The 26478-nt window shown below is 37.4% G+C and carries 26 protein-coding genes and 1 pseudogene; 5 read left to right on the plus strand and 22 right to left on the minus strand.

The window, feature by feature from the left end; all coding sequences use genetic code 11:
- Nucleotides 1-232 precede the first annotated feature (232 nt).
- The 17 genes from BMX79_RS04010 to BMX79_RS04090 all read right to left on the minus strand — a co-directional run bounded on the left by BMX79_RS04010 (nt 233) and on the right by BMX79_RS04090 (nt 20422).
- Nucleotides 233-1792 (minus strand): glycosyltransferase-like membrane protein, encoded by a 1560-nt coding sequence (locus BMX79_RS04010; RefSeq protein ID WP_170230975.1) that lies wholly within the window; start codon nt 1790-1792, stop codon nt 233-235.
- A complete protein-coding gene (locus tag BMX79_RS04015; RefSeq protein ID WP_091479378.1) occupies nt 1785-2744 on the minus strand; it encodes a glycosyltransferase family 2 protein in 960 nt (319 codons plus the stop codon). Before BMX79_RS04015 ends, BMX79_RS04010 begins: the two co-directional genes overlap by 8 nt.
- 14 nt (nt 2745-2758) lie before the next feature.
- The gene (locus BMX79_RS04020) at nt 2759-3181 is read right to left on the minus strand and encodes a GtrA family protein (RefSeq protein ID WP_091479380.1); all 423 of its coding nucleotides are present in this window, start codon (nt 3179-3181) and stop codon (nt 2759-2761) included.
- A gap of 408 nt (nt 3182-3589) precedes the next feature.
- Nucleotides 3590-4828, minus strand: coding sequence for a dicarboxylate/amino acid:cation symporter (locus tag BMX79_RS04025; RefSeq protein ID WP_091479383.1), 1239 nt, complete (start codon nt 4826-4828; stop codon nt 3590-3592).
- 320 nt (nt 4829-5148) lie between these two features.
- Nucleotides 5149-6669 carry a polysaccharide biosynthesis protein gene (locus BMX79_RS04030; RefSeq protein WP_091479385.1) on the minus strand — a complete coding sequence of 507 codons (1521 nt, stop codon included), beginning with the start codon at nt 6667-6669 and terminating at the stop codon, nt 5149-5151.
- Nucleotides 6670-6952: 283 nt separating this feature from the next.
- Nucleotides 6953-7939 (minus strand): sugar-transfer associated ATP-grasp domain-containing protein, encoded by a 987-nt coding sequence (locus tag BMX79_RS04035; RefSeq protein ID WP_091479388.1) that lies wholly within the window; start codon nt 7937-7939, stop codon nt 6953-6955.
- 37 nt (nt 7940-7976) lie between these two features.
- Complete coding sequence (locus BMX79_RS04040) at nt 7977-9047, minus strand: sugar-transfer associated ATP-grasp domain-containing protein (protein ID WP_091479389.1); 1071 nt, start codon at nt 9045-9047, stop codon at nt 7977-7979.
- 19 nt (nt 9048-9066) lie between these two features.
- Nucleotides 9067-10443, minus strand: coding sequence for an MATE family efflux transporter (locus BMX79_RS04045; protein WP_091479392.1), 1377 nt, complete (start codon nt 10441-10443; stop codon nt 9067-9069).
- A gap of 536 nt (nt 10444-10979) precedes the next feature.
- Nucleotides 10980-11993 carry a sugar-transfer associated ATP-grasp domain-containing protein gene (locus BMX79_RS04050; RefSeq protein ID WP_091479395.1) on the minus strand — a complete coding sequence of 338 codons (1014 nt, stop codon included), beginning with the start codon at nt 11991-11993 and terminating at the stop codon, nt 10980-10982.
- A gap of 996 nt (nt 11994-12989) precedes the next feature.
- On the minus strand, nt 12990-14210 hold the full coding sequence (locus tag BMX79_RS04055; protein WP_091479397.1) for a phosphopentomutase: 1221 nt from the start codon (nt 14208-14210) through the stop codon (nt 12990-12992).
- The gene (locus BMX79_RS04060; RefSeq protein ID WP_091479398.1) at nt 14203-15372 is read right to left on the minus strand and encodes a YhfX family PLP-dependent enzyme; all 1170 of its coding nucleotides are present in this window, start codon (nt 15370-15372) and stop codon (nt 14203-14205) included. Before BMX79_RS04060 ends, BMX79_RS04055 begins: the two co-directional genes overlap by 8 nt.
- A gap of 11 nt (nt 15373-15383) precedes the next feature.
- Nucleotides 15384-15737, minus strand: coding sequence for a PRD domain-containing protein (locus BMX79_RS04065; protein ID WP_091479400.1), 354 nt, complete (start codon nt 15735-15737; stop codon nt 15384-15386).
- Between the two features lie 14 nt (nt 15738-15751).
- Nucleotides 15752-16675 (minus strand): GntR family transcriptional regulator YhfZ, encoded by a 924-nt coding sequence (gene yhfZ / locus BMX79_RS04070; protein WP_091479403.1) that lies wholly within the window; start codon nt 16673-16675, stop codon nt 15752-15754.
- A gap of 19 nt (nt 16676-16694) precedes the next feature.
- Entirely contained in the window at nt 16695-17786 is a 1092-nt protein-coding gene (locus BMX79_RS04075) for an aminotransferase class V-fold PLP-dependent enzyme (RefSeq protein ID WP_091479409.1), read from the minus strand.
- Nucleotides 17783-18670 carry a phosphotriesterase family protein gene (locus tag BMX79_RS04080; RefSeq protein WP_091479412.1) on the minus strand — a complete coding sequence of 296 codons (888 nt, stop codon included), beginning with the start codon at nt 18668-18670 and terminating at the stop codon, nt 17783-17785. The genes BMX79_RS04075 and BMX79_RS04080 overlap by 4 nt, the downstream gene beginning before the upstream one ends.
- Before the next feature lie 68 nt (nt 18671-18738).
- Nucleotides 18739-20040 carry a YhfT family protein gene (locus tag BMX79_RS04085; protein WP_091479414.1) on the minus strand — a complete coding sequence of 434 codons (1302 nt, stop codon included), beginning with the start codon at nt 20038-20040 and terminating at the stop codon, nt 18739-18741.
- A 13-nt stretch (nt 20041-20053) separates the two neighbouring features.
- A complete protein-coding gene (locus tag BMX79_RS04090) occupies nt 20054-20422 on the minus strand; it encodes a DUF2620 domain-containing protein (RefSeq protein ID WP_091479416.1) in 369 nt (122 codons plus the stop codon).
- Nucleotides 20423-20683: 261 nt separating this feature from the next.
- On the opposite strand from BMX79_RS04090, the gene BMX79_RS04095 reads away from it, so the two are divergent.
- Complete coding sequence (locus BMX79_RS04095; protein WP_091479419.1) at nt 20684-21730, plus strand: amidase family protein; 1047 nt, start codon at nt 20684-20686, stop codon at nt 21728-21730.
- Nucleotides 21731-21833: 103 nt separating this feature from the next.
- Here the strand turns inward: BMX79_RS04095 and BMX79_RS04100 are convergent, their stop codons facing one another.
- On the minus strand, nt 21834-22250 hold the full coding sequence (locus tag BMX79_RS04100; protein ID WP_170230974.1) for a GNAT family N-acetyltransferase: 417 nt from the start codon (nt 22248-22250) through the stop codon (nt 21834-21836).
- A 160-nt stretch (nt 22251-22410) separates the two neighbouring features.
- Nucleotides 22411-22605 (minus strand): hypothetical protein, encoded by a 195-nt coding sequence (locus BMX79_RS04110; protein ID WP_091479426.1) that lies wholly within the window; start codon nt 22603-22605, stop codon nt 22411-22413.
- 397 nt (nt 22606-23002) lie between these two features.
- On the opposite strand from BMX79_RS04110, the gene BMX79_RS12800 reads away from it, so the two are divergent.
- Complete coding sequence (locus BMX79_RS12800) at nt 23003-23233, plus strand: ATP-binding protein (RefSeq protein WP_373419238.1); 231 nt, start codon at nt 23003-23005, stop codon at nt 23231-23233.
- Nucleotides 23234-23278: 45 nt separating this feature from the next.
- Here BMX79_RS12800 and BMX79_RS04120 read toward each other — a convergent pair whose 3' ends face one another.
- The 3 genes from BMX79_RS04120 to BMX79_RS04130 form a co-directional block, all read right to left on the minus strand.
- The gene (locus BMX79_RS04120; protein ID WP_091479429.1) at nt 23279-23539 is read right to left on the minus strand and encodes a transposase; all 261 of its coding nucleotides are present in this window, start codon (nt 23537-23539) and stop codon (nt 23279-23281) included.
- Between the two features lie 24 nt (nt 23540-23563).
- Complete coding sequence (locus BMX79_RS04125) at nt 23564-23782, minus strand: hypothetical protein (RefSeq protein WP_091479432.1); 219 nt, start codon at nt 23780-23782, stop codon at nt 23564-23566.
- A gap of 209 nt (nt 23783-23991) precedes the next feature.
- Nucleotides 23992-25104, minus strand: a complete 1113-nt coding sequence (locus BMX79_RS04130; RefSeq protein ID WP_091479434.1) for a plasmid pRiA4b ORF-3 family protein — start codon at nt 25102-25104, stop codon at nt 23992-23994.
- A 140-nt stretch (nt 25105-25244) separates the two neighbouring features.
- Here BMX79_RS04130 and BMX79_RS04135 point away from each other — a divergent pair, with 140 nt between their 5' ends.
- From BMX79_RS04135 to BMX79_RS04145, 3 genes and pseudogenes are all read left to right on the plus strand, one after another.
- Entirely contained in the window at nt 25245-25517 is a 273-nt protein-coding gene (locus BMX79_RS04135; protein ID WP_246117642.1) for an AbrB/MazE/SpoVT family DNA-binding domain-containing protein, read from the plus strand.
- Nucleotides 25517-25867 (plus strand): type II toxin-antitoxin system PemK/MazF family toxin, encoded by a 351-nt coding sequence (locus BMX79_RS04140; RefSeq protein ID WP_091479439.1) that lies wholly within the window; start codon nt 25517-25519, stop codon nt 25865-25867. The genes BMX79_RS04135 and BMX79_RS04140 overlap by 1 nt, the downstream gene beginning before the upstream one ends.
- A gap of 241 nt (nt 25868-26108) precedes the next feature.
- Nucleotides 26109-26478: pseudogene (locus tag BMX79_RS04145) on the plus strand (helix-turn-helix domain-containing protein); the annotation flags it as partial.

The following is a 26478-nucleotide window of genomic DNA, read 5'->3' on the forward strand; positions in this document are numbered from 1 at the left end:
TATATCTAGTATATTAGTTTGCATACACACTATCTTACTATTAAATGTAACCATTTTCAATTGCCAGATGAAAAAGACCCCTTTCTAATAAATAGAAAAGGATCTCAACTTCCAGCCTATGAACTTTATCATTTTCAAAGAGGAAAACTCTTTCTCGCTTCCTGCTTATAATATCTATAATTTCACAACTATCTATGTCTGAGTTCAAATCTACTTAACTTATTGATAGATATTACTTATCATTCAACCAACGAGTTAATCGGTTACTCCAGCCATATGCTGATAGGATATAGAACATTGGGAGATATTGAATAAGGTATCTTGAACGTCCCCCTTCAAATAATAGTAAATATAGAAAGGCTCCTAAAATACCTAATTTAAGTATCTTAGTAAACAGCTTTCTATCATTCTTATTGTATGTGAATAGTAAGCCAATCAAGGTAATTACCCAGAATATCTGCATGAAGAATCTTATATTATCAGTTTTTCCACTGGCCTGGTAATAAGTATCTCTCATCATTGTGGCAAAATAATTGATTGGTGGGTCCTCAGGTTTTTGTTGTACTCCATCAAATCCCCAACCAAAATCTCCTCGATCACTGTTATTCCTATGTTTTTCAGCTAAAAATTGGGGGTAGCCAAAAACACCGTGATCTTGAAGTCTATTAATTATTTCTGTACGAGAATACTCCCTCTTGGATTCCTGGTCGGGAAGATCTCTTACCGCATGTGTATCTTCAATATTCCATCCTCCATCACCGGTCAATCCCATATTTACAAAGTGCAGCCATGGCTTGGCTCTCTCTTCCTCTATAGTAATCAATTGCTGATTACTTTCAAAGATATTATATACTTCTATGGTACCTACAAAAGACGAGATAAACAGAACCACAAGAATCACTTTACTATTTATTAATGAATACTTCTTCCAGGTAATCACCTTCAGCACTTCTATTAAAAACCAGGCAATTAAGAAGATAACCGAGGATGGTTTAAGTAAAAATGACACCCCTGTCAGTATTCCAATCGCACTTGATAAGACAACTCGCCATATTAGCGAAGCATCCTCTGATTTAAGTAGAGCATACATGTAAAATATAAATCCAATAACTGGAATCATTATGACATCAGTGTACGGCACTAGTATCCAAGGAGAGAGGGATAACGGAATAAAAGATAGATAAAAAGAGATATAGGCAATCTCTCTATTGAAGAGCTTTTTGCCTGCTAGAAAAATTAGAACGAACCCTACATCAAGCAAAAATGTATTAAACAGCTGCCAGGCTAACCAGGTTTCTCCAAAAGAACCTGAAGGACTCAATCTATTTAATACTTGCGTGATCAAAAACATAGAAAATGCAAAGAAACTATTATTGGGATTAACAGACAGATAATTGTTTAGTCTGTTCGGATTTTCTGGAAGGTTAATGACACCTCTAAATATAGAGCCTACATCCCAGCCTATTGGTGTTGTTATATGGTAAAGCAGTATAATTTGAAAAATCACAACTGACACAAACAGTATGATTGTCAACACAGTAATTTTGGAATATACTTTTCTAAAAAAACTGATTACAGTTTCTTTGGTTTTTATTCTTATTTTCTTAGAAAAGCAAAGAGAACTTATTATTAGAATTACAACTAGTACAGCTGTAAACACATACTCATGTATATTTTCCAGACGTAGCTTATTGTTTTGCAGAGACAGAAAAAGTGTGAAGCCGATTATCAGCAGGAAGATATAATCCAGTAAGTCAAGGAGGAATGTTCCTATTTTTTCTCTTTTACTCATTGGTTTCATCCCCTGTCCCACTCTGTTCTTTAATTACAAATAAAGGTCTTTTCTTGGCCTCTAAAAACATTTTTCCTACATACTTTCCTAAAATACCAATGCTGAAAAGCTGAATCCCTCCTAAGCCTAGAATGACGACCATTAATGATGTCCATCCCTCAGTTGGATTGTTGAATAATACTGTTCTGACAGTGAAAAAGATAGCCATTAAAATTGAGACTATGAAAGAAAATAGGCCTATAAAAGAAGAAATCGATAAGGGTACTTCTGAAAATGATACTATTCCATCTAAGGAATACTTAAATAATCCCCAGAATGACCAGTTCGTTTTACCTGCCATCCGCTCCACATTCTCATAATTAATGTAGGTTGTATTATATCCAACCCAGCTGAATATTCCCTTAGAAAATCTGTTATACTCAGAAACACTTAAAACAGAATCCGTCATTTGCCTTGTCATTATTCTATAGTCTCTTGCCCCATCTACAATTTCGATATCAGTAATTCGATTTATAAGTTTGTAAAACTGTTTGGCAAAGAAAGACCGTATTGGTGGCTCGCCCACTCTTGTGGTTCTTCTCGTACCTACACAATCATAGTCATCACTTTTTAACAGATTTATCATTTCAGGTAAAAGTGAAGGAGGATCCTGTAGGTCAACATCCATGACAACAATAAAGTCTCCGGAAGCGGCTTTCAACCCCGCATAAAGTGCGGCTTCCTTGCCAAAGTTTCTAGAGAAAGATAGGTATCTTACTTCTGAAGGATTTTGTACTGAAAGCTTTCTCATGATCTCAAGAGTCCGGTCACTAGATCCATCATTGACAAATATGTATTCGAAGTCATAAGTTTTTAAGCCATTCTTTGATACATTACTCATTTCCTTATAAAAAAGCTCAATCATAGGTTCTTCATTGTAGCAGGGGATAACTATTGATATCTTTTCTTTCAAGTTGGTACTTCCTCTCAATATTCACTTTTGTTTTTAAATACTATAAACTTACTGACAATAAAATTTAGTACTACGACAAAGATTTCAGTTATTAGTTTTGAAGCGTTTGGATCAAGTGCTAATTTTTCTACCATAATTACCATCGCCAGCATATCCACCAGTAGTGATCCGGATCTAAAAAGGAAAAACAGTAAAAGCTCTCTACTCACCTGCTTGACAGATTGACTTTTTACACGAAATACATATTTCTTGTTAACTACATACGCAAATAAAATGGAAATAACAATAGAAATTAAATTAGCAAATAAGTAGTTCATACCGATCAATTCATTCAGTGTATAAAAGACAACCAAGTTCAGTACAGTTGTAAGTCCACCAAATATAACATAAGAAAATGCTTCATAATATCTTTCGAAAAGCTGCAGTAATTTCTTCATAATATCTTTCTTTCTATAGTTTATTGATTGCACAATTATACTAATTAGATTGAATAGTCATAACGAGAGGTCTTCAAGTTTTACCTTGAAGACCTCTCTAGCTGAACAGTTAAAAATAGTTATAGGTACTTTACTTCTTTATAAAGCTCACTTCTATTCTTATCAATTTTACCAAGTTATTTATATAATACAATATACCAAATGTGAAAAATTTGAAACTTATTAAACTTTTCATAAACTATCATCTTATATATACATTCAATGTAAATTTTATCTAGTACATAGCACAATAAAAGAAGAGTATGTCGGACCATCAACGCAGCTTCGACATACTCTTCAAAAGTTGTTTTAGTTATGTTTTCTGTGATACTTCTATTCTATAGGGGAAATTGGACTAACAATTATATATTAGTTTACTGACTCCGCCTCAACACCGCGTACTCTTTCAGGTTTCTTCCCTTTGTTCAGTAGATTGGACACGATCACAGTTGCGGTAGCATCTCCAGTGATGTTAGTCATGGTTCGTCCCATATCCAGTAGACGGTCGATTCCAGCTACGAGTGCGACACCTTCAAGAGGAAGCCCAACAGAAGAAAGTACCATACTTAAAATGATCACACCTGCTCCTGGTACTCCTGCCGCCCCGATAGAAGCAAGAGTCCCTACTGCAATAACTGTCAGCTGGCTCACCAGACTCAGTTCCAGTCCGTATGCCTGCGCCACGAATAATGCCGTGATTCCCTGATATAGAGCCGCACCGTCCATATTGATCGTCGCTCCAAGAGGAAGGACAAATCCGGACACTTCTTTATTGATTTTTAGCTCCTCCATAGAATTAAGCGTCACTGGTAATGTAGCTGATGAACTACATGTCGTGAAGCCGACCAGTTGAGCTGGAAGGATTGCTTTGAAGAATTCTTTCAAATTATAAACAGACCAGAACTTAACTGACAATGTATACGTGACCCCTATGTGAATGATAACTGCCAGATAAAAGGCTATAATCACTCGTCCTAAAGGCAAGAGGACTTCCAGCCCATTGGTAGCCACGACAGGTACGATCAGTCCGATGACGCCTAGTGGTGTGAATTCCATAATAATCTGAGTAACATCAATCGACACATCATAGATGGACTGGACGATGTTTCTGAACGGATCTGCCTTTTCTCCCAATCTTACTACACCTATTCCAAAGATCAGTGCGATGAAGATGATTTGAAGCATATTGACTTCGACGAACGCCTCAAGGATGTTACCTGGGAAAATGTTAATGATCGTTTCAGCTAAAGAAGGAAAGTCCGCTTCTGATGTAGCGGCTTCCGGCACTAAGTTCATCCCTGCTCCAGGCTGAATGACATTCGCCAAGACAAGGCCAATGACTACGGCTATAAGCGTTGTCCCCATGAAATAGACAATGGTGGATAACCCTATTTTCCCTACTTTCTTTATGTCCGTTACGCTTGAAACCCCCAGAAGGAGTGACGTAAAGACTAATGGCACCATGACAAGGCTGATGAGACGTATGTAAATGTCTCCTAACGGCTGAAACATCACCGCTATTTCTTCATTGTTTGTAAGAAACAGTCCGATGACCACACCTATAAGCAGCCCGATAAAAATTTTAGTTGTGAGCTTCATTTTTCTCATATACAATTTCCTTTCTCTTTTCTGTTTAAATGCCTACTCCTAACTCTTAATTTCACTCCGATATTTATTTATAATAAATAAACAGTAAAAATGAGAGCTCTGACATTGTTTTTCATTATATTTTAAAAGTATACCAAACCGTTTCCCTTATTGTCCAGTCTAGTCTCAATAAATCACTTTTTTGTTTAAATAATGACAATAAAAAAGGCCGAACAAATGTCCGACCTTTATATACCAATAATAATCAGAGGCGCTATCCATCAATTAGACAGTCAATTAATGCCTATCCTCTAATCATCTCTTGTAACTGAGTTTCTTCCCTATTTCTTCTTTTTCTTAAAGGCCGTACGCAGACGAGGTATAAGTTCTTTCCATTCCTTGAGCCAGAACAGCCCTAACCCATACACTACGATGATAATAAGCAAGGTTATCAGGAACGAATAGAATAAACCGAGAATTGTTACGTCTATCGGTAAAGTAACGATGTAAGAAAGAAATCCTGCAAGAAACATAAGCCCTACATAGTATGCATTTTTAAGGAAGTAGGTACTTGTCTTATAATTGAACCCGTGAGTATGGATGACAATCGGGTCAAATATCATATTGGTCAGCATACCAGCAGTGATTGTTCCTAATATGACCCCTTCTATACCTAGGAACTGGACAAGAATGATCGATGCAATCAGATTGATGACCATACTCATCAGCGGACGATATTTCAGCTGCTGGAACAGTCCCATTGCATTTCTGATCTGAGTCAGGAAGAGCTGCATCCCTCTTAGATAGAATTCAAAAGAGAACAGCAGAACAAACATTGTAGATAATGTAAAGGCGTCTCCGATCCATACAGTAATGAATTTGTTGGACAGAATAAATAGTCCAATTGATGCGCCACCGTATAGAATGATCGTAATCAGGTTGACGACCTGGAAAATTCGGTAACTTTCTTCATTACTTTTCTGAGCAACAAAACTACCCAGGCTTGCTTTTACAGAGTTCAGTATTGGACGCAAGAATCGTTTGATCGAGTTAGCCAGTAGCGTATAGTTCGAATAAAATCCTACAGTGGTCAAGCCGACGAAATACGTCAGGACGAGGTTGTCTGTAGAAGACAGGACTACACTGTTGATACGGTATAGAAAAGCTGCAAAGAAGTCCTTGAACATTTCTTTCAGTTCTTCTTTATCAATCTTGTCATCATGTTCTTTGATATACGGGTAATCTTTGTCTACTCGTCTAGATACTAGGAAGTTTCTTAGAATATTTGAAACAACTAGAACCAGCAGGTAGCCGATATAAGACTGATAGAAGTACAGGATAAGTACTTCTGCTAGAGAACTTCCTAGAATGATATAATTAGAATACTTAGAAATAATATACTCTCTCTGGTCGGCCTGAAGCAAAGTGGTCTTATAGGCAAAAAAGAGATAAGTAGACAGGGTCTGCGCGATATAAATGGCAAAGACTAAGTATATATTAATATTTTCAGCCTGGTCTCCTATGATGATACCTAAGAATGGGAGCAGAACCAGAGCCATAATGATGATGATGATACTGATGACGCGGTAGGCCTGCTTGAAGAAAGTCATCAAAGCAGCGATCCGTCGTTCATTACCTATGTTCAGTGGCTGATACAGTCGGTAAGCAATAGCCGAACCGATTCCGAGTTCTGCTAAAGACAGGAACTGGAAGACGTTCTGAAACACACCATTTAAGCCTAAGTACTGGACACCCAATGTTCGAATGAACATCGTTCGTACTCCGAACATCAGGACAAGCGTTAAGACAACATTGACTAGGTTATATACAATGTTTCTAATACTTTTTTTCGTTCTTGACATAACTACACCTTTTTTCTCAATATTGATTTTCTTTGTGATTCTTTTTCTATTAACTTTTCTTTTGCTAGAAAACTAATAAAGAATACCACTCCCTTACAGAAAAAGCAACAGACTTAATAGTTATTTAATGTATCCTCTATTAACTACTCACTTTACATATTCTATCTTAATATTTAGCTAAACCAGACATATATAAGAAGCTGACATACGACTGATTCTTGTCGTAGGCCAGCTTCTTATCAGATACTTATCAACTATATTGATTAGTACATTGAAAGGTTAATTAAGACGTTAATTCGTTATATTCTTCTCTCACCATTTCAAAATTAGAATACTTTTCGTCTACTTTTTTGAAACCAGCAAGCTGCTGCCCATTGATTCCCGGACGCCTGGCATTGGCTTCTATCAAAACAGGGCCCTTTATTGAAATCGTACAATCCCAACCGATGTAACGGACTTCAGGAAATTCCATCGCCGCTTTCAGGAGTGATTGCCTCAATTTTTCCCAATCAGGAAGCTGGCGACCTTTTATTTGATGTCCGGTAAATGGATGAGCATTAAAAGATTGGTCTGATTTGCTGATACCATCAGTCACAATCTTTCCAGTATCCGGATCGATCAAGGCTTTCAATGCACCTGAACCGAAATTGACGACCGGATTATCCGTACTCAAGTTGATGGCACTGAAAATAATATGAGGAGTGCTCTGTTTGTCCACGAATGTAAAAATACGAATAGCCGGAGTACCTGCTGGGCTGATTTCTCTAAGTTCCTCATGGGTGTCGATCACTTCCTCCAGAAGGTCATAAGATTTATCTTTTAAACGCTGGAACTCCTGTACAGGATCTTTGACCTCCTTAACGACTTCTACTCCTTTCCCTTGTCCACTGTCTGACTGCTTAGCCACATAGCCAGGGTGACGGGATAGAAAGGATAAATAGTCTTCGTACGAAGCATCCTTCAGAAGCAGAAACTCTCTATTGACATAGTCTTTGAAATTAGTCAGAAAGTTGATTTTCTCTTCGAGCTGTGGCAGCTCTTCGTTCTTGTTAAACACTTTTACAAAAGCGTCACGCTCTTTTCGAGAAATGATTCTTTCTCTGCGCTGGTTGTCCAGATCATAAAAATTAAGGAGCAGGTATTCGTCCGGATGAATGCCATACTTTTTCATGCTTATTGCCAGATCTTTGGCGACTTTCGGATACCCAGTTACCTTACTTCTATTTATCCATTTTTCCTTGTTCAGTTCTTCAAAGACATAACGATGCATCGTCTTGATTTTACTTAGAATGAGAGGTTCCTCCTAATTATAGTACCTTGTGGTGGCGATAGAATCCCTTAATGCGCTTGTCATAATGTGTCAGAGGTTGATGGACCTGGAAGACAGATACACCGGAGAAACTGTTTATTTCAATAACCGTGAAGCCGTCATCTGTTACGACAATATCCCAGCCTACGTACTTGAGATAGGGATTTTTTGAAATGGTCATCAAAAGATCTGACTTGATCTTATCCCAGTTAGGAACTGTTCGCCCGACCAGCTCAGCCTGTGTATCAGGATGATGAGTAATGGCCTGTTTTCTTCCAGTTGTATCGATTTTTACCGCACTGGCAAGCTGACCAGTCTCCGTATCCACTCTTACACTGATACCGCCTCTTCCTCCACCGAAGTTATCGATTGGCTTTGTTTTGTGATTCCCTATTCTTTGCGCAGCCGCTGCAATAAACGGTTCATTTGTATCCGGATCAATCATTGTCAGTACTCTGATCGTGTTAGTCGATTCAGGGAAGAGAGCTGATGAGTAGCTGCCCTGATAAACAAAATCCTGCACCAGATAGTTATTCAACCTTTTTAGAAATTCAAACATTCCCAGACTAGTATGAGACTCCTTATTAGTGTGATAAGTATCAGTCTCTCGCTCATAGGTAACAACTTGAACACCAGTCCCGCTGCCTCCTGATATCGGCTTGAGTACTAACTTACCTTTCTGTTTAATAAAAACCAACAGTTCTTCAAACGAAATGCTGTCCTGATGGCCTGAAGCCGACGACACAACTTTTCCATTATTGATAATGTAGTAGCATTCAGGGACAGTTACAAATCGGCTGAGCACACGTTCTGTAATCAGCTTATTGTCAAAGACATGGAATGCTTTTTCATTGATTCTTTTTGCCCTATGACGATCATGTTCAGATATGAAAGACTTGATGTTTTTCTTATCCATCCCGTACATCAGTACTTTCTCACTCTGAAACCCATTACCTAATCCTAGCATTTTCTGCTTTATAGATGTTTTAAAGGGAGACTTTTTTTCTTCCTTCAATATGTTGATGAGTATCATCACGTTCTGAAACACATACTTTATTTTTTTTAGCACAATCTTTCTCCTTCATTTCTTATTTCTTCAATAGCTGCCTGACTCGTTTTTGCAGATCTCTAAATTCTGACAGCCAAACTAGCCCTACTGTAAAGAGTACCATGATAACCCCAGTAGTGACAACAAAACTTAAGAGCATTCCCATAAAGGTCTCATTAAAACCTTGAGTTAAAACATAGGATAAATACCCAGTTATTGTCATCAACCCAACATAGTACACGTTCTTAATATAATACGCCCACGTCGCCTTGCTGAATCCGTAGGAATGGATAATGATCGGATCAATAATCATGTTAGTCAAAACGCTAGCTGCAATCGTAGCTAAAATGACCCCTTCAATATTGAAGTATTGCACTAATACTATTGAGAGGATCAGGTTAATAAGTATACTGAGTACCGGACGATACTTTAATTGCTGGAACAGCCCCATCGCATTCCTGATCTGAGCCAGAAACAACTGGATCCCTCTGAAGTAAAACTCAAGGGCAATCAGTAGTACGAACATCTGTGACAATAAATACTCTTCTCCTATCCAGACCGTGATGAACCGATTGGAAAGTATGAAAAGTCCAATAGATGCTCCCCCATATAAAATAAATGTCAAAAGATTAGTCATCTTGAATATCTCATAACTTTCCTCCTTACTTTTCTGCGCAATGAAGTTTCCTAAGCTAGCTTTAACAGAGTTGAGTACAGGCCTCAAAAAGTTCTTAAGGTTGCTGGTGATCAGCACGTAGTTGGAATAGTACCCTACCGTGTCCAGTCCCACAAAGTAAGTTAGAACTAGATTATCCGTTGCATTCAATACAACAGAGTTGATCCGATACAGAAATGCAGCAAAGAAATCCTTGAACATCTCTTTCAGTTCTTCCTTGTCAATTGTTTCATCGTAATCATCAATATAAGCATAATCTTTATCTACTTGTCTTGATACCAAGTAGTTCTTTAAAATGTTAGAAAGTACCAGTACAAGTAAATAGCCGATAAATGATTCAAAGAAATAAAGGATAAACATTTCTGTCAGCGAGGTTCCGATGACGATATAATTTCCATATTTTGAAATGATATACTCTCTCTGATCCGCCTTTAAAAGTGTTAGTTTATAAGCGAAAAATAAATAGGTCGATAGCGTCTGAGCGACATAAATGAAGAAGACAACATAAATATTGACCCCTTCGACCGGATCTCTGATGATTGCATTAATAAATGGCAGAAGCGCCAATGACATACCTAAAATAAGCAAACTGATCACATTATAGGCTTTCTTGAAGAAAGTCATCAGAGCTGAAATTCGTCGTTCATTCTGGCTACTTAAAGGTTCATACAGACGAAAAGAAATAGCTGATCCAATGCCCAGCTCAGCTAACGACAAGAATTGAAAAATATTTCTGAACACACCATTTAAACCTAGATATCTTACACCTAACGTATTAATGAATAGAGTTCGTACTCCAAACATTAGTACTAAAGTAAGGATAACATTCGATAATTTATAGATAATATTTCTAAGACTCTTTTTTGTCCTGGACATAGTCACACCCTTACTTTTTATGATCATATCATTGTTTATTCTACACGGTATGTAATGAAGTTTCAAAGTATTGTTTAAACATCTATAAACCTATTCAATAGTCATCACTGTATCATTTTCATTCAAAGGGATGTACCGATAAATCCAATTATTAGAATATAAAACAAATCCAATGATTTTAAAACCCATGACAATCTTACCTTACTTTTTTTCTTGATAGAGAATTAACTTTCAATTTTTATCAATTTCTATCTGTTTCTATCGGCAAGCTTGTCAGGGATTTTAATTACCAAGTTGTGGCCCAGTCAGACACAAAAATGACAAGCAACTGCGTTAATGTTGCTCGCCATTATATTTAAATATCTTAACTGATAGTAATATAGCTGTATAAGAACTACTTGCTAAACTTTAGATTTTCGACGTCTATATTCGTCTCTCACAAAATCGAAGTTGCCATAAGTCTCATCTAACTTTTTAAAGCCTTCCATTTGCAAACCGTTAATAGCCGGACGTTTGGCGTTAGCTTCAATTATACACGGTCCCTTTGCTGTAATAGTGCAGTCCCACCCTACGTAACCTACCTCAGGAAACATCACGGCTGCGTTTAAAACTAATTCTTTTAGTGCTTCCCATTCTGGTAACCTAAGTCCTTTGATTGGCTTTTTTGTAACTGGATGTAATTCGTGCATTTTATTTTTTTTGTCTAATCCATCGTTCATTAATTCCCCAGTTTCTGGATTGATAATTGATATTACAGCTCCCGAATTAAAATTTACTATTTGACTGCCTGTGCTCATATTGATTGCAGTGAAGATTATATGCGGCACTTTCATTTCGTCAACATAAGTGATAAAGCGGATAGGCGGAATTCCGCCAGGACTAACATTTCTAAGTACGGGATGGATTTCAATTATTTCTTCAATCAGATCGTAAGAATTTTCTTTCAATCGTTTAAACTCCTTATCAGAGTCTTCAACTTTACTCACCATCTCAACGCCTTTTCCTTGGCCGCTGTCTGACTTTTTCGCTATATAACCTTGATGACTCGAAACAAACGAAACATAATCTTCATAACTAGCATCTTCAAGTATAAGAAAGTCTCTGTTAACGTAATCTTGAAAATTAGTGAGAAACTTAATTTTATTTTCCAGATTTGGTATGTCTTCCTTCTTGTTAAACAGCCTAACATACTCGTTTCTTTCTTTTCGGGAGATGATTTTTTTTCGTCGATTGTCGTCTAAGTTGAAAAAATTTAGTTGAAGGTATTCATCCGGATGAAGGTCATATTTTTTTATACTTGATGCTAAATCTATAGATACAAGGGGGTATGCCATCCATTTATGTTTAGATTGCCACTGATCTTTATTGAGTTCCTCGGTAACATAGTGATGCATAGTTTTAATTTTAGTTAACACAATTGTTGCCTCCTATTTAAAGTGAAGTATTGTATTTAACTGTTATAATTCACGACTATAATAATAACAAAGGTTGATGGACTTAAAACAATAATGCATCGGAAACTATAACTTCTAATATCGGCAAAGCATCTTCAGTAATAATTTTAGCTCGACCTATGCATACAAGCTAAAAGATTATCTCAGCAATATGGAGCAAGTCTGCATCAATTAATGCCCATGTGGTATCTAAATACCTAAAAGCTTCCAACAAAATATACAATACTTTCATCTTAAAGTATCCCATAACGTACTCAAAGAAGTAAAGTATTAACATCTTTAACAACGAAGGCTATAAAGCACTATTTTTTTTAAAGAACTGACAAACGCTGGAGGCAGATGCTCATAAATAATAATGTTTATCGCTGCAATGTTGTGTAGAAAAGTCTTGCAAAATACAATAGCATTAGATTCTAATTAACTCCTAGTTATATTTGATCCCTTTGTGTGGCTAATCCTTGATTTTTAGTTTGTTTTTGATATGTGAAACGAAAGTTCTAGGACTGTCTACACTAGTACTAATAGTACAGTAAGATATACATTTATAAAGCAACTAAAGAATCTTTTGGTACTGAATTATATGATACTTGCTGGAATTGATGTCATGCCTTTATGTAGTACACTAATTACAGAAGATCTCTTTTATTTAGCTATTATCTACTGATCGCTTTCTCAACCGCAACAGATGGCCCTGTGTTCCGTCTTATCTGGCTCTATTCACTCCCTCATATCTCTCATTCATGAGGCGTTAAACATACTTACTGTCCGCTCGACACATCATGTATCAAATTTATGTGGGTTTCAGCAAACTAAGTAACATATCAACAACCCTATCAAACGAATTTCCCCTTCAATAATCAGCTTGAATTAATAATTCAGCAGTATCTAAAAAAAGATCCCTTCCATTAATAAAGAAGGAATCTCAATTATATTAGCAAGTCAGAGTCAACTCTTCTGTTAGTCAGTTTCAAATAGTTCATTTAAAAACGATGTTCCGTTGGCCGGTTTTTTTACTTTGAAATACTCAGCTGCTGTTGCTGCGATGTCAGACATGGTTTCTCTTAATCCGACTGTTTTTCCTTGAATATATTTGGAATAGATTAATAGTGGAACATTTTCTCTTGTGTGCTGACTGTGGCCAATCGTTGGATCGTTGCCGTGATCTGCCATGACGATGAGAATATCGTCCTCATTCAATATTTCAATCAGCTGACTGATATTTCTGTCACTCACTGCTAGTCGATCAGCATACTTGTCCACATCTTCGGCGTGACCCGCTAAATCTGTTTCCTGAATATTCAAACAGATAAAGCCATGATCGATTGCTTCTACCTGATCAGATAAATGATCAAATAACTCCTGAGAGTCAACACCTGGAAAGACCCTCTTGCTTCTGGTCTGAACGATATCGGCTACTTTTCCAATCAGCGAGACATCAATTCCTGCTTCATCCAGAATAGATGGGATTTGAACAGTGGGATCGATCCCGTATCCTAAATGAATGACTTGATAGCCCTTATTGTAGACGCCCGATTCAGGTGCATCCACACCAGCATAAGTCTGATCAATCGTTTTACGTGCATTCAAGAGATTATCAAGTGCAATGTCTTCTCCTCCGAAGGTAATGACACGTGAAACTTTTACTACTTCTCTTACTTTTCTACCAATTTCAGTTAATTCTTCGAAAGAAATAAGATCTAGACACCCTGAGACATTATACACCTGCCCTAAATCAGTTTCCAGATTATCTCCGATTGAAACACACTCATTGACTATCAGTATATTAGGTTCAGATTGATCCCCGACTTTTCTTACTGAGTAGCCTTGTTCAGTCAAATGTGTTTTCACTTTATCAATTGAGGTATTAAACGGTTCGTTAAAGGGAACCGGCGGAATGGTACCCATAATTTCTTGGTGACCTAGAAAGGAGTCCGCTCCCTGATGTGATAACTTGGATTTTCCCCAGTTTGCCTTTTCAGAAATGAGAAAATCTTCACGCTCTTCACCTATAGCATTGATCAAACCTAATGACAGTAAAGCAGGAATTTTAATCGAAGGCTTATCTTCTATGATGTGTAAGGCGGTATTACTGCCTTCATCTTCTGGTCTGACTTCAGTTACATCATCCATGGCTCCTACACCAAAGCTGTCTAATACAATGACTATAAATCTACCCATACACTCCACCCTCTAATGCTCTACCTTGACTATCAAAAAGTCCGATCAGTTCGGGTTTTTTACTGCTTAATCCTTTTACTAAGGCAACATGACTACGCGTTACAAAAACTTGAGTCCTGAATGACATCACAGCAGTTGAGCCGATATCATGCACTTTATCAATTTCTAGATAATAATCGATGTTTTCACTTGGAAATTGTCTAACTTTTACCTGATCTCTATTGCCTTTGTTGTCAATCAAGGCATTTTCCAGTTTTCCTCTGGCATAATATCCTCCACCATAAATAAATGTACGTTCACTCGCTGTATGACTCACTTCACTTACATACACATAAGCGGGTGTTTCTTTTAGATCCTCAACTGCGTGCATAGGAGATGTTCCTGTTAAGGCATGTCCCGGCTCCCCTTGTGTGCCTCCAGCCTCTTTGATTAAAGGAAGAGTTTCGATTGATGTTGCTGAAGGTATATTAATTTCGTTAATTTCCAGACCATTGTTCTCCAGAATGCTTTTGGCTTGATGAAGGGTCTTAATATTATGTGTTGGAGAAAAAGAGTTGAGCTCTTTATTATAAAGAAAACAGGGAAATGAAGTAATCCCGTTGATATGACAATTGGTGAGTGTTGTAAATGATGGAATCAGTTTATCCAGCTCATTTAATGTAAATCCTCCATACTGACCGGGATAGAGCTCGTCTTCTTCATCAATGACTCGTAACATTACTTTTTGAGTCATTCCAAGTGTTTTTGCCATTTCATTGATTTTTTTCAGCTTATCCAGAGAATAGACAGTTATATAGTCTACACCATAAGTCATGACTTTCTTCAGCAGCTTGTCAGGAACTTGAACGAGATGACCAATGTTTCCAATTGGAATATTGTTTTCCATCATAATCAAGGCTTCTTTAAAGTCAACGACTACAGCTTTCTTTATTCCAGAATCAATCAATTCCTTTGCAATGACCGGGTTCCTTCCAATCTGCTTGAGCATGAAGTATAATTCAATATCTAAAGACTTAGCCTTGTCATTCATTAGACTTGCATTTGACTTCAATGCATCCAGATCGATGACATACGTATCCGGCAAAATTGCTCCTGATTGATGGAGAGAGACAGCATAGTCAATTAAGTCTGGATTTCTTTGCATTACTTTTTCCAAAAACATCGCCTAATCTCCTATCCGTTAGTCTGCATCATTGTTACAAGGTGTAATAAAAAGTAACCTTCTTCGCCTGATCCGAACTTAGTTGGGGCCAACTGCTTCAGCTCATTCCATACATCAACTGCTTTTTCGTAATGTTCACTCTGTTGAATTTCATTTTTAATGGATTCATCAACTGAGGCAATGACTTCATCAGTCTGTTGTCTGGCTGTGGCCATGGCTAGGTGAGTAATAAATACATCGGCCTCATCGTCTTGCTCAATAAGTTTTCTTTTCTTCAAGTATTCAATAGCGTCTTGTGAATAATTATATGCTTCATCATCTATAACCTGACTGTTTTTCAGTACGGCTAGTTTTTCTTGTATCATATCCATTCCCCTTTTTAAAACCTTGGTATCATCGTTCCAGCTTTAACTTGAAGCTGTATATCATGCATTTTTTCAATTGTTATATTTTTTTTGCAGATAGCTTGTATCATTTTATTCTGACTGGAACAGACCAAAACAGCCTCACTGATAGCTAAATGTTCCTTTTCCAGCGGCAAGTCAATATAGTGGAGGTCATGATAGCCTTTTTCAACTATTTCATCATAATTCCAGACCCCCGCATCGATTTCACCTTCTCTAATGGCATGAACCAGCTGATTTGCCGGATAATCGACCAGGACCACTTCATTATCTTTAACCAGTTCTTTAGTTAGATAAAAATGATCTAGAGAATCTTTATCAATGCCGACAGTCATTCCGTCTTCAATTTCCTGTCTGCTTTTATCTGCAAAGATCAGTATATGCTTAGACAGATACGTTTGAGGACCGAATGCTAGAGATACGGTAATATTGTGACCACTTGCTATCTCCTGCTCCGCTGCGAATCTTGACACGATTCCGAAGTCAAACTGCTCTTTTTCAGTTGCTTCAATGCGTTCGTTCGATCCTCTTATAAAAGCCAGGTTCAATTTAATGTTTTGTTCTTTAAACATAAGATACAAACCTGTTGCGAGCCCTTCATAAAGCTTTGAATAAGGAAGCGGCATGGTTCCGGCAACTTGATCAGCTCCTGCAAAATACTGTAGCTTTTTGTAGTCTATAAATTCTATAAACGTTCCAAGATGACCTCTACTCTTGGTTTCAATTGCTTTTTCGTCCTTCAGATATGAGAGTGCATTTTGAACGGTTCCCCTTGAAAGGTCGTACTTCTCCTGCAGATCTATCATTGTAGGTAAACGATCATTGCAATTTAAAAGATAGAGTTCAGCAGCAATGTTCTCAATCGCTATTCCCTTCTTCTTGTAAAATTTATCTCCCATATCGATTCATTCCTATTCATTAAATTTGACTAACAGCTTCCTTTAGAATTCTCAGTATTGTTTCTGACCCAGCACGCATCGGATTTATGCGGATCATTCGATCAATTAATGTTTGATCCGACTGAAGGAAGGTATGTGATACCCTATAGAACATTGGCACTATTTCATATTTTGATTCAGCTCCTATTGGGTATCCAGCAGCTCCCAAATCTTCAGCATACTTGAGAACGGATTTTGCGATTGGCTCATGAAATTCCACTAGAATCACTTTGGACTGAGCATTCGCAATAAAGGCATGTTTCACTCCATCTATAGAACCGTCATTTAATGCATCGCAGACTGTCTGGCTCGTTTGAGCAGATAAAGCTAGTGCGACCGGTGCATAGGCTAAGCCTTTTATAGCATCTAAAGCTTCATGGCCTTGAACCTGCAGTCCTCCAGAGTAATTTTCTCGTTTTAATTGCTCAATATATGTCTTGTCACCAACAATACATCCTATTCCTTCAGGTCCCAGCAGCTTGAATAAAGAGAAACAGGATAAACTGGCACCCATTTCACATCCGATTTTAGGTATTTTCATTACGGCATAATTGTCGTCTGTGATAATCGGGATGGACGGGTGAACAGACCTTATGGCTTCAATCAATTCCTGCGAGTCATAAGAATCATCTGGCTTCTGTCTTGTCAACTGAATCAGAATACCATCTGGCTTCAATTCTTTTACTGCTTCTTCAACTTTTGACAGCTGATTGAAATCCACGCGTTCTACTTTCAAGTTCATCATGTCTATACTAACTTGAGTGGTAGGGTAAATAGGTGCATCGTGAACCAACAGCGTATGATTAGGTTTAACAGCAGCGTAAAGTGCTTGTCTTATAGCGGTTGTTCCCGCTCCTCTAACCAGCATAGCTTCTTCCGCTCCGAAATAGTCAGCAATAACTTTCTCTGTTTCACTGGTTATTTCAGGTTTGTTGAGTCCTGGAACAACACCCAAGTCGCCTCTACCCAGCATAGACCGTCCCTTTATATACTTAGTCACAGTGTCGACAAACTTGAATTGCTTTTGAGTGGCTTCTTCTAATGATATACCCTCCAGCGGCCATGTTTTCATTGTTCATCATCCTTTATAAAAAAACTTCTTGGATTATCAACGAGCATCTTTTCAATGAACTGGTCTGATATTCCATGTTCTTTCATTAGCGGAACAAATGTATCCAGCAGATAACTGTAGCCAATGCCACCAAATGGTTTAAGGTTGGATTTTCTTGTTATATCCATTGAAAGAAAAACTTTATCGGTCATGCCTTTTTCTTCGATCTTTTTAAGCATGTCAATACGCGTCAGATCCGGCATGTAATTTTCTTTTCCAACAGTATCAAATTCTACATATACCCCCTCTTCAAGCAGATCCAGTACATAGTCCGCGTCTCCTGTTAAGTCGACATGACCAATCACTACTCGACTTAAATCAACGGACTGTTCTTTGAAAAAAGCGACTTGCTCTTTACCAAATGTGCCTAAAGTTGTATGGGTGGTGATGGGTACACCCGTTGCTTTATGTGCGATAACTGCCGCTTCAAACACTTTTCTTTCTCTTGAGGTCATCTCCTGTTTACTGGTTGCAATCTCACCTATCAGACCTGCTTTAATATCTGTATGACCTATTCCTATTTTGATATCCTTGATCATCATATCAGCTAAATCTTCAATTGAAGTTGTTTCGATATAGTCCGGCAGAAACTTGTCCTGATACCATCCAGTTGATTGAAGAATATTGATGCCGGACAGCTCCTGAACTTTCTTGACGTACTCAGGATTTCTTTCCATGCCTCCTACAGTTACATCAATGATATTTCTGACCCCTTTATCATACAAGGTTTTGTATTCTTCTACCGTCTCATTAAAGCAGTCCAAACGTGTATCATCTGATTTTTTTAAAGAAGACAGGTCAATCGTCGTATGTTCATGTGCATATGTGTAGCCTTCTACTAACATGTTCGTACTCCTTATCGGTTTTTATTTGAATGAAGAGGCGAAGTGTGTACTGTCGCCTCTTATATTTATTATCCAGCTGGAGTCCATAAACTTAAAACATATAATATATTGACAATAATACCAAGCAGGATTGCCGCTACTGGTCCCACAGCCATATCTACTAATGGTTTTTTAGCTGTACGGTTGAGTAAATAAATTCCAATAACCCAGAAGAATCCAATTCCCGGCGCAATCTGTTCACTGGCCAATGCTCCTCCAACTAAAAGTGCCACTTCAAGTACTCTGTTCATCGCCGTACGAATATGGTCTCCCATATCTCTCACTCCAGGGAATCGGTCCAGACCTTTAGCTGCACCGCTCAGAAGTGATATTTCAACGAACATGACAAGTGCACCTATTATGAAAGCAAGTAGAGGCTGCCCTTGCAGCAGTATACCTACTACGAAAACAAAGGTGGCACCTGCAGGCGAATAAACACCTGTTACAATAGCGGTAGAGAATACTAATGGAATAAATCCGATACCTCTAGCGAGAGCTGCCAAAGCGGCTTCACCAAACTGTCCACTGTCCATCAAGCTTAAAGAGATAGGATCTCCGGCAATTAATGTCAAGCTGGTGGCAGCAGCAACAAGTCCACCTGTTAAAGACAGTAAGATAATATTCTTTTTGATTTTTTTAACACGTTCTGCAAAAATACTTACTAGATTCTGATTGTCTGTTGAATCCCCTTTTATCTGAATTGCGAAGTATACCATAAAGATCATTCCAGCTAAAAGAGTCATTCCTTCTGCACTTAAAGTGACTTGTGTTCCTCCAGGAAGAGTGAATGAACCAAACTCACGAGTCAGTACCAAAGCCAGCGCACTTACTCCTGCAGTAATAGCGCCTCTCTTAAATCCGTGCTGATAAGCAACAGCAATTCCAGGAAATACAGAGAAGGCTACGACTATTGGATTTCCAACCATTCCTAATGCATCCAAGAAGTTGACCGGGAGTACTTCAAATAGATCGATGATAAATGACAAGCCTAAAGTTAAACCGATTCCCCAAGCAGCGCCTAGAACCCCAGCCATGATCATTCCAGCTTTTGAGTTAGGTGTCCATGTGCCGATAATATCAGTCATCAATAATACACTGTGTATAAGTAAAATACTTGCGCCAATCGAAACCGGAATTCCGAATCCGACTACCAAACCAAAACTTACCGCAAAACTGGTTGCGGCCAATTCTTTCTTGCTAATCGTCCTATCATGGTGATATTCCGGCATAACAGGGCGCAATCCATCGTTAAATACGGCGATTCCTTTATTGGTAAGCATAGTGGCCATTGCCCCCAAAGCTCCAATCACTAATAATTGTATGATGTCCATTGTTTATCCTCCTCTATTGGTTTAATTTAAGCAGTTCATCTACAATGACGGGCACGACCGTTTCTTTATGCTGTGCTGTAAATCCAAATGCCTTTTTGCCAGACTGAACTTCTTCTCTGATTTTATCTTCATTCATAATATTTCCAGGCATCGATACTGTAGAACAATTGGGACGACCCAGCATTGCAATAACCATTGCCAGTGCTCCCCCACCACCTGTATTGCATGCTCCAAAGTAATAGTCAGCCTGTCCGTTTTTCATAGCCATGGCTGCTTCTAAATCACCTTTTACAGATACCTCTACTTTATCTTCTCCGTGCTTTTCTATCAGTTGAGCAACTTCCTTCTTGTCGATTTGCCCGCCTACAACAATTTTCAACATGTGAATCTCTCCTTTGACTAAGAGTTAACTCAAATTACAAATAATTGTAAATTGAGAATAAATAAAAACGAGTTGACTATTATAATATAATTGCTAAAATACACTTACGCTACTAACTCCATTCATCACCCTCAACCAAGTTACATATTTTTGTAAAATGAAATTAAACCGTTTTCTTAATTAACAGTATAGTCCTACCTATTCTATTTTTCAATAGAAAGTTTAAATTATTTTATAAATGAAATTAAAGGAGACATTGACATGACTCACGAACTAGTAAAAAAACTTGCTAAACAGACTTTTCTGGCATTTGAAAACCCGTATAAATCAATTAACAAAGTTTTTCCAACTGCGATAGATAAAATAGCTGATGAGCCATTTTATTATCTTGGCGTAAAAAATAGACCGGAAATTCCAAATGAGTTAATACACTCATTAGAAAAGTCCGGTAACTATGCTTTACATACATTAGACAACTACGCTTTTGGAGGACGAGCAATCGATACCCTAATGACTAATCCTCTAACGGGTCAGCCCATGACAGGCTCTTCCAGCGGCACAGCAGTCAATGTATTTCTAGGAATCAATGATATAGGTATCGGAACAGATGGTGGAGGATCTGTCTTAGCTCCCGCCCTCTCCCTCCACCTATTCAGCTTTATCTCACCTTCAATTGCAAAGGAACACACCTCAGCTTATCTAAAACAATCCACTGACGGTCAGAGCTTCTCACCTTCCATAGGCATTATGAGTCGTCAGCTAAGCATATTGAGAGAAATCGTGTCACTTGTTTTACCCGTTGAACTAAATGAGGAAATAAACAAATTAAACGTATTAGTGGTTTACGATAAAGAACGCTACTCTCTTAATTTAGAATCCAGCGACTCTATCAAAGTAACTTATATCCAGACAAATTTATCTGCCTCAAGACATGAATTGATCCAGCACACGAGAAGATGGCTGGAAGAATATGACATGATTATATCAAAAGAAGGACCTATTGATTTTCATGGGTTAGGTGATTCAATCATCGGTCATGTAGGAAGTGAAGCTAAGGCATATCAGAATAAAGGGAATAAAGGATTGGTGCGCATTGCAAATATGATCAATGCAGCAGCACTTACCGTTCCTACTGAATCATTAGCCACTGGTTATGTGGTTTTGTCTAAAGAAAGCGAGGAGCATATTGGCAATTTGTTTAGAATTGCTGAAAGACTTGAAACTGAGCAGGATGAGTTGCTTGATAAATATTTTCGTGATTTTGGGACTTATTTGAATGAGGGTTTATTTAACCAGCGAGATAGTTAAGTATTCTAATTTGAGTATTATAAAATAATAAGAATCTTAATAAGCAATTAAGATTTTTATAAACTTCATTAAGCTATTATACAAGAGTAAAAGTATAGTTATTTCAATCAACATTTTCAGGATTATTTAATGCTTGAAGTAATTCTGAAATGTATAAAGCCATGCATCTATTGCTAGAATTATCTCTGCTTTGGGAGCCTATCTTCTCAAAACCTAATTTATGATAAAATCCTATGGAAGTTTTTAGAGCATATGTCGTAATTAAACAGGCACCAACATAAGGAAGCAAAAAATTGATAATAAAAAAATAAAAAGCGTCCATTACTAATCTTCCTATACCTTGACCTTGATATTCATGTGCAATACCAAAATGATGTAATGATATAGAAGGGATTGAACTCAATTTCACCTTATTGCCATGGTTCTTCATTTTAAAATTAACCTTTGATTGTTTCTCAACTCTTACTCTATCTGTACTAACTGTAAAGTAGCCAATCAGTATATCTTCCACAAAGACCAAAAAAGTTCTAGTAATATTAAATTTATCTTCTTCAAATGCATCTTTTTTAAATATGAGTCAATAGAATTTTCACCACAACAAAAAGCCTCTATTGAGGCTTTTTGTCTACTATCTATTTCTGATATAGGAATAAGATTTAGATCTTCTACCGTCAAGTTTTTCATTTTGCTCTTCCCACTTTATTGCCATTAACTTTAATTGTTTGAATTCTGCTAACTCTTTTAGCAGCGACTTTAATATGCTTATTAGAAGTTGGCATACCTGTCTTTCCACTAGCCCTATTCATAAAACTGTTATATTCTTGAGTATTTCGAAATTTGACTTTTGTTTCTTTATTATAGACATTAGTAACCATATTAAAGCACCTCCTTTACACTCCTTATCATACCGCTAGTAAGAAAGTTCTGTCAATAAGTTTCAATTACAAGTATGTGCCAACTGGTACATTTTATGGCAAAGGGTTGTACAAAACTTAGCAACGCTGGTACATTCAAATGGCAGTAGTCACAGGTGCAAAATTGTGTAGTTAATCGCTGCAATGTTGTATAGAAAAGTCTTGCAAAATACACCATTTGAAAATCCAGAGAAATGTGTCACTGACTTAATACAACAAGAGTTAGAGATTCGAGAATTCGCTAAAGGTGAACGACTCCTGAAAAAAGCAAAGTTCATTGAATGAAAAAGAGCTAAGTAGGTAGCAATGGGATGAACAGATTCGCTTTCCACCTCAACTAGATAAAGAAAGCTTAACCATACTCCAGTTTATTGAACAAAAAGAAAACATCGTCTTATCTGGAGCACCTGGTCCAGGAAAGACCCACTTAGTCACTAGATTAGGCCGAGGGGCCTTAAAAAAAGGATATGAAGTCCGATTCTTTAGCGTCGCTGATCTAGTCGTCTTTCTTGAGAAATCATGGCGAGAAGGTAAGTTTGACGAGTTTCGCAGAAAATATCAAACAATTCCAGTGTTCGCTTTAAATTGATGTCGTCTTTGATTGCGTTGAGTTCGAAAATAAAGTCATCGCGGTCTATTTTTGAGTGAACATGGCTAAGACCTTTTTTAGGATATCGTTGTCTGTCTTAAGACGGGCATTCTCTACTTTAATTTTTTCGATATCTGCTTCAGAATACCCGGTTTTTTCATCTGTGGAATATTTTTTGATCCACCGATAAATGGTTTGTTCTGCTATCCCATGTTCCTCACTTAAATTCTTTACTGAATGACCATTTTCGTACAAACTGACTAGCGTTTTCTTATAGTCGACATCATAGGTTCTTCGGTTTGACATCGATAGACACTCCTTTTCGATAGTTTATATTCTATCAAAACGTGTCCAGGATTTCATACTAACATCAATGTGTCTGGAAGTGACTGTTGGAAAGCGGCCATCTGATACAGCCTGCTGGACAAGCTGGTTGGCGTGATAAATATACTCTTTGGATAGCCGGGTCAATTCAGCTGCTTGTTCTTTAGTCGGCTTTAATTTCACTTTGAGCACTTTAACACAGGACTGTGTCTGTTCTTTTTTCACTCGCTTCACCTCTATCATAAATACAAACGTGTATTCTTTTTATTAACTTTAGAATATCACTCCGTCAACGGAAAGGCTAGAGAAATGTACACTTATTTTTAAAAGAAAAAGAAAAAGAAGACAAAACAATCAGACATTTATCTCAATTTACGCTCTCATCCCACGATTAAAACCGTGGGCTTTCACGCTTGATAGTTCTGTAATTGAACTTAAAGTCTATCTAAACTAAAGTTAATACTATTTAAAGTGTGTATGGATAAACGACTTCTGAATCGTTCACTCCACATAGAAAAATGCTCATACTGTTCATCGGATGGATCAGACATCACCTGTTTAAATTCTGCATAGCCGTCTACTCCTCCGACATCCTCAGGTACCGGGTCCCCTTGCATGTCTATTAAACGCGCTTTTCGAAGACTCGGCTTTTCAATGATTTGGGTCACTTCAATTCTATGTCTCCAATCATCTCCGAAATCATATTCATACAGAAAGACATCTCCAGAACGGATGTATTCCAGCAGCTGCAATTCTTCATCGTATTTCATTATTTGTTGTCTTTGTTTATATCCAAATGATTCATCGTCGTCTACTAGACAGACAGACATACCATTTGGTTTTTCAAAAGTGAATTGATGCAAATGATAATCGTCCCACATGAAGGCTTCCTGCAGTATGTGATGCAACTGATTAAAAGTATAAGTCATTGGAACCTGTAAAACCCTCACGACATCTTCTTCTGTTTCCAATTCAAGGCTTACCTTTAATTCTGCAACAGGTGGCGTGAATACGAGGTTCTCTCCTAATCCTTTATCGCTTAAGAATGATTCCCATTTATTTAACGGTGTATCTTCGGTTCCATCTGGATAAGTGACTAATCGGTTATTGACTTTTTCCATTAATTTCAGCTGGACAATCTCTTCATCATCAAACCCTCTCACTTCCATTCTTAAAGGTCTAATGACTTCTTCAAGATAGTCTGGTGTATCGATGTTTTCTCCCTTAGTCCATACCAAATCTCGGTTATCAAATTTCTTCTCTATTTCCATCTGCTTGACCCAATCGAGACCTAAATAGTCAAAATACGCTTGTCTGACATAGTGAATGATATTCTCAATCTTACTTAATTCTTCTTTTTTAAGTGGCCAAGCAACAAGTGTTAACTGCGTTTCTAAATGGACAAGTACTAGTGCTTTTCTTCGATTCAAAATAGCAATATGGGCTAACCAAGCATTCTCGTTTGGATTAGTAGGATTGAGCGGCAAGACGTGACCTTTTGCTTTTTCTATTTCTGACATGAATTTATCTGTTGTATGTATGAGCAAGTTGAATGCCTCCTGTTATTTGTTTCGTTTATCATAACATATTCCATTAACAAAAAAAGACAAAAACTAAAGTCTCACTCCTTACTTTTCCTTACTTTTGTGCTATAATAAGAATTATCTATTAAATGGGAGTGAATGAATTGATTAGCTACAAAGAAAGAAATCCTGTTACTGCAAAAATCACATCTAAAAACCAAGTAACTATTCCAAAGTCCATTCGAACCGCATTAGATATTAAGTCTCATGACCACATTATATTTTATACTAATGAACAAGGAGACGTGGTTATTAAAAGCGTGGATAAAAAGAAAGCTTTTTGGGAAAAAGTAGAGGAACAGCAAGCAACCTATGGCTCTATTGATGATACAGAAATGACCTGGGGTGAAGATTTAGAAGCTGAGGATTTTGATTAATGGCTAAACTCAGACAAGGAGATATCATACTCGTTAATCTAGATCCGTCAAAAGGAACAGAAACAAAAAAGACTAGGCCCTGTTTAGTGGTCAGTAACAACTTTTACAATCGATATTTGAATACTGTTCTAATCGCTCCTATCAGTAACTCTCAAAAATATAAAGAAGAGCGTTTTACTGTTTCACCATTTTTCGTTTCAATTCCAAATAACGAGAAGGTAAAGGGCACAATATTACTTCAACACATAAGAAGTATTGATCCGACTCTCAGAGTTATAGGAAAGCCAATTTCACACTTAAACTCCGATTTAGTTAAAAAATTAAGTGACACTATTAACCACTTTTTCTAAGGAAGACAACCGTTCATTAAAAGCAGCAGACTTAAGGAATTTATTTCCAGTCGGCTGCTTTTATTTAATACATTAATTTTAACTTTGAATAACATTCTTGGATTAATTCATTAGGTGCTTGTAACTGCTAGACTGTATTGTGCAGTTATTGCTAAATAAGAATGTGCACTTTTACCCTATTACTTCGTTCCATTTGATAAACTAGAAACGTTAGTTTATTGACTGGAAGGAGAAAAAGAAGGTGGATTTTGAAAAAGTGAACAGAATTGCGAAAGTGCATCATTACAAAAAGAAAGGATTTTCAAATGCGAAAATTAGTCGAATGCTTGGCATTCACCGTAACACAGTAATTAGTGATTTGAAGAAAGAACCAAATGAAGCAGTTGTGTGGGTAGAATCCTTAGCGAATCGGAAAAGAAAATTAGATCCATATAAAGAAACTATTTTAAGCTGGCTGAGTGATGAGCCAGAACTGTCCGCAGCTCAAATTGAAGACTGGCTAGAGGAACAGTTTAATTACAGAGAAGCAGCACCCAGTACTATTCGTTCTTATGTCAGAGAGTTAAGGGAAACCTACGGTATTCCTAAAAGATTAACTTATCGCAATTACG

Origin of the sequence: Alkalibacterium pelagium (assembly GCF_900109325.1) — a bacterium.
Taxonomy (GTDB): domain Bacteria; phylum Bacillota; class Bacilli; order Lactobacillales; family Carnobacteriaceae_A; genus Alkalibacterium; species Alkalibacterium pelagium.

What these genes read in the sequence shown, in the direction of transcription:
- BMX79_RS04055 (WP_091479397.1), bottom strand. Translation starts at nt 14,210, where the DNA reads ATGGGTAGATTTATAGTCATTGTATTAGACAGCTTTGGTGTAGGAGCC.
- BMX79_RS04080 (WP_091479412.1), bottom strand. Translation starts at nt 18,670, where the DNA reads ATGTTAGTAGAAGGCTACACATATGCACATGAACATACGACGATTGAC.
- BMX79_RS04035 (WP_091479388.1), bottom strand. Translation starts at nt 7,939, where the DNA reads ATGCATCGTTATGTCTTTGAAGAACTGAACAAGGAAAAATGGATAAAT.
- BMX79_RS04020 (WP_091479380.1), bottom strand. Translation starts at nt 3,181, where the DNA reads ATGAAGAAATTACTGCAGCTTTTCGAAAGATATTATGAAGCATTTTCT.
- BMX79_RS04095 (WP_091479419.1), top strand. Translation starts at nt 20,684, where the DNA reads ATGACTCACGAACTAGTAAAAAAACTTGCTAAACAGACTTTTCTGGCA.
- BMX79_RS04065 (WP_091479400.1), bottom strand. Translation starts at nt 15,737, where the DNA reads ATGATACAAGAAAAACTAGCCGTACTGAAAAACAGTCAGGTTATAGAT.
- BMX79_RS04060 (WP_091479398.1), bottom strand. Translation starts at nt 15,372, where the DNA reads ATGTTTTTGGAAAAAGTAATGCAAAGAAATCCAGACTTAATTGACTAT.
- BMX79_RS04030 (WP_091479385.1), bottom strand. Translation starts at nt 6,669, where the DNA reads ATGTCAAGAACGAAAAAAAGTATTAGAAACATTGTATATAACCTAGTC.
- BMX79_RS04085 (WP_091479414.1), bottom strand. Translation starts at nt 20,040, where the DNA reads ATGGACATCATACAATTATTAGTGATTGGAGCTTTGGGGGCAATGGCC.
- BMX79_RS04090 (WP_091479416.1), bottom strand. Translation starts at nt 20,422, where the DNA reads ATGTTGAAAATTGTTGTAGGCGGGCAAATCGACAAGAAGGAAGTTGCT.
- BMX79_RS04075 (WP_091479409.1), bottom strand. Translation starts at nt 17,786, where the DNA reads ATGAAAACATGGCCGCTGGAGGGTATATCATTAGAAGAAGCCACTCAA.
- BMX79_RS04140 (WP_091479439.1), top strand. Translation starts at nt 25,517, where the DNA reads ATGGCTAAACTCAGACAAGGAGATATCATACTCGTTAATCTAGATCCG.
- BMX79_RS04025 (WP_091479383.1), bottom strand. Translation starts at nt 4,828, where the DNA reads ATGAGAAAAATGAAGCTCACAACTAAAATTTTTATCGGGCTGCTTATA.
- yhfZ (WP_091479403.1), bottom strand. Translation starts at nt 16,675, where the DNA reads ATGGGAGATAAATTTTACAAGAAGAAGGGAATAGCGATTGAGAACATT.
- BMX79_RS04110 (WP_091479426.1), bottom strand. Translation starts at nt 22,605, where the DNA reads ATGGTTACTAATGTCTATAATAAAGAAACAAAAGTCAAATTTCGAAAT.
- BMX79_RS04010 (WP_170230975.1), bottom strand. Translation starts at nt 1,792, where the DNA reads ATGAGTAAAAGAGAAAAAATAGGAACATTCCTCCTTGACTTACTGGAT.
- BMX79_RS04120 (WP_091479429.1), bottom strand. Translation starts at nt 23,539, where the DNA reads ATGTCAAACCGAAGAACCTATGATGTCGACTATAAGAAAACGCTAGTC.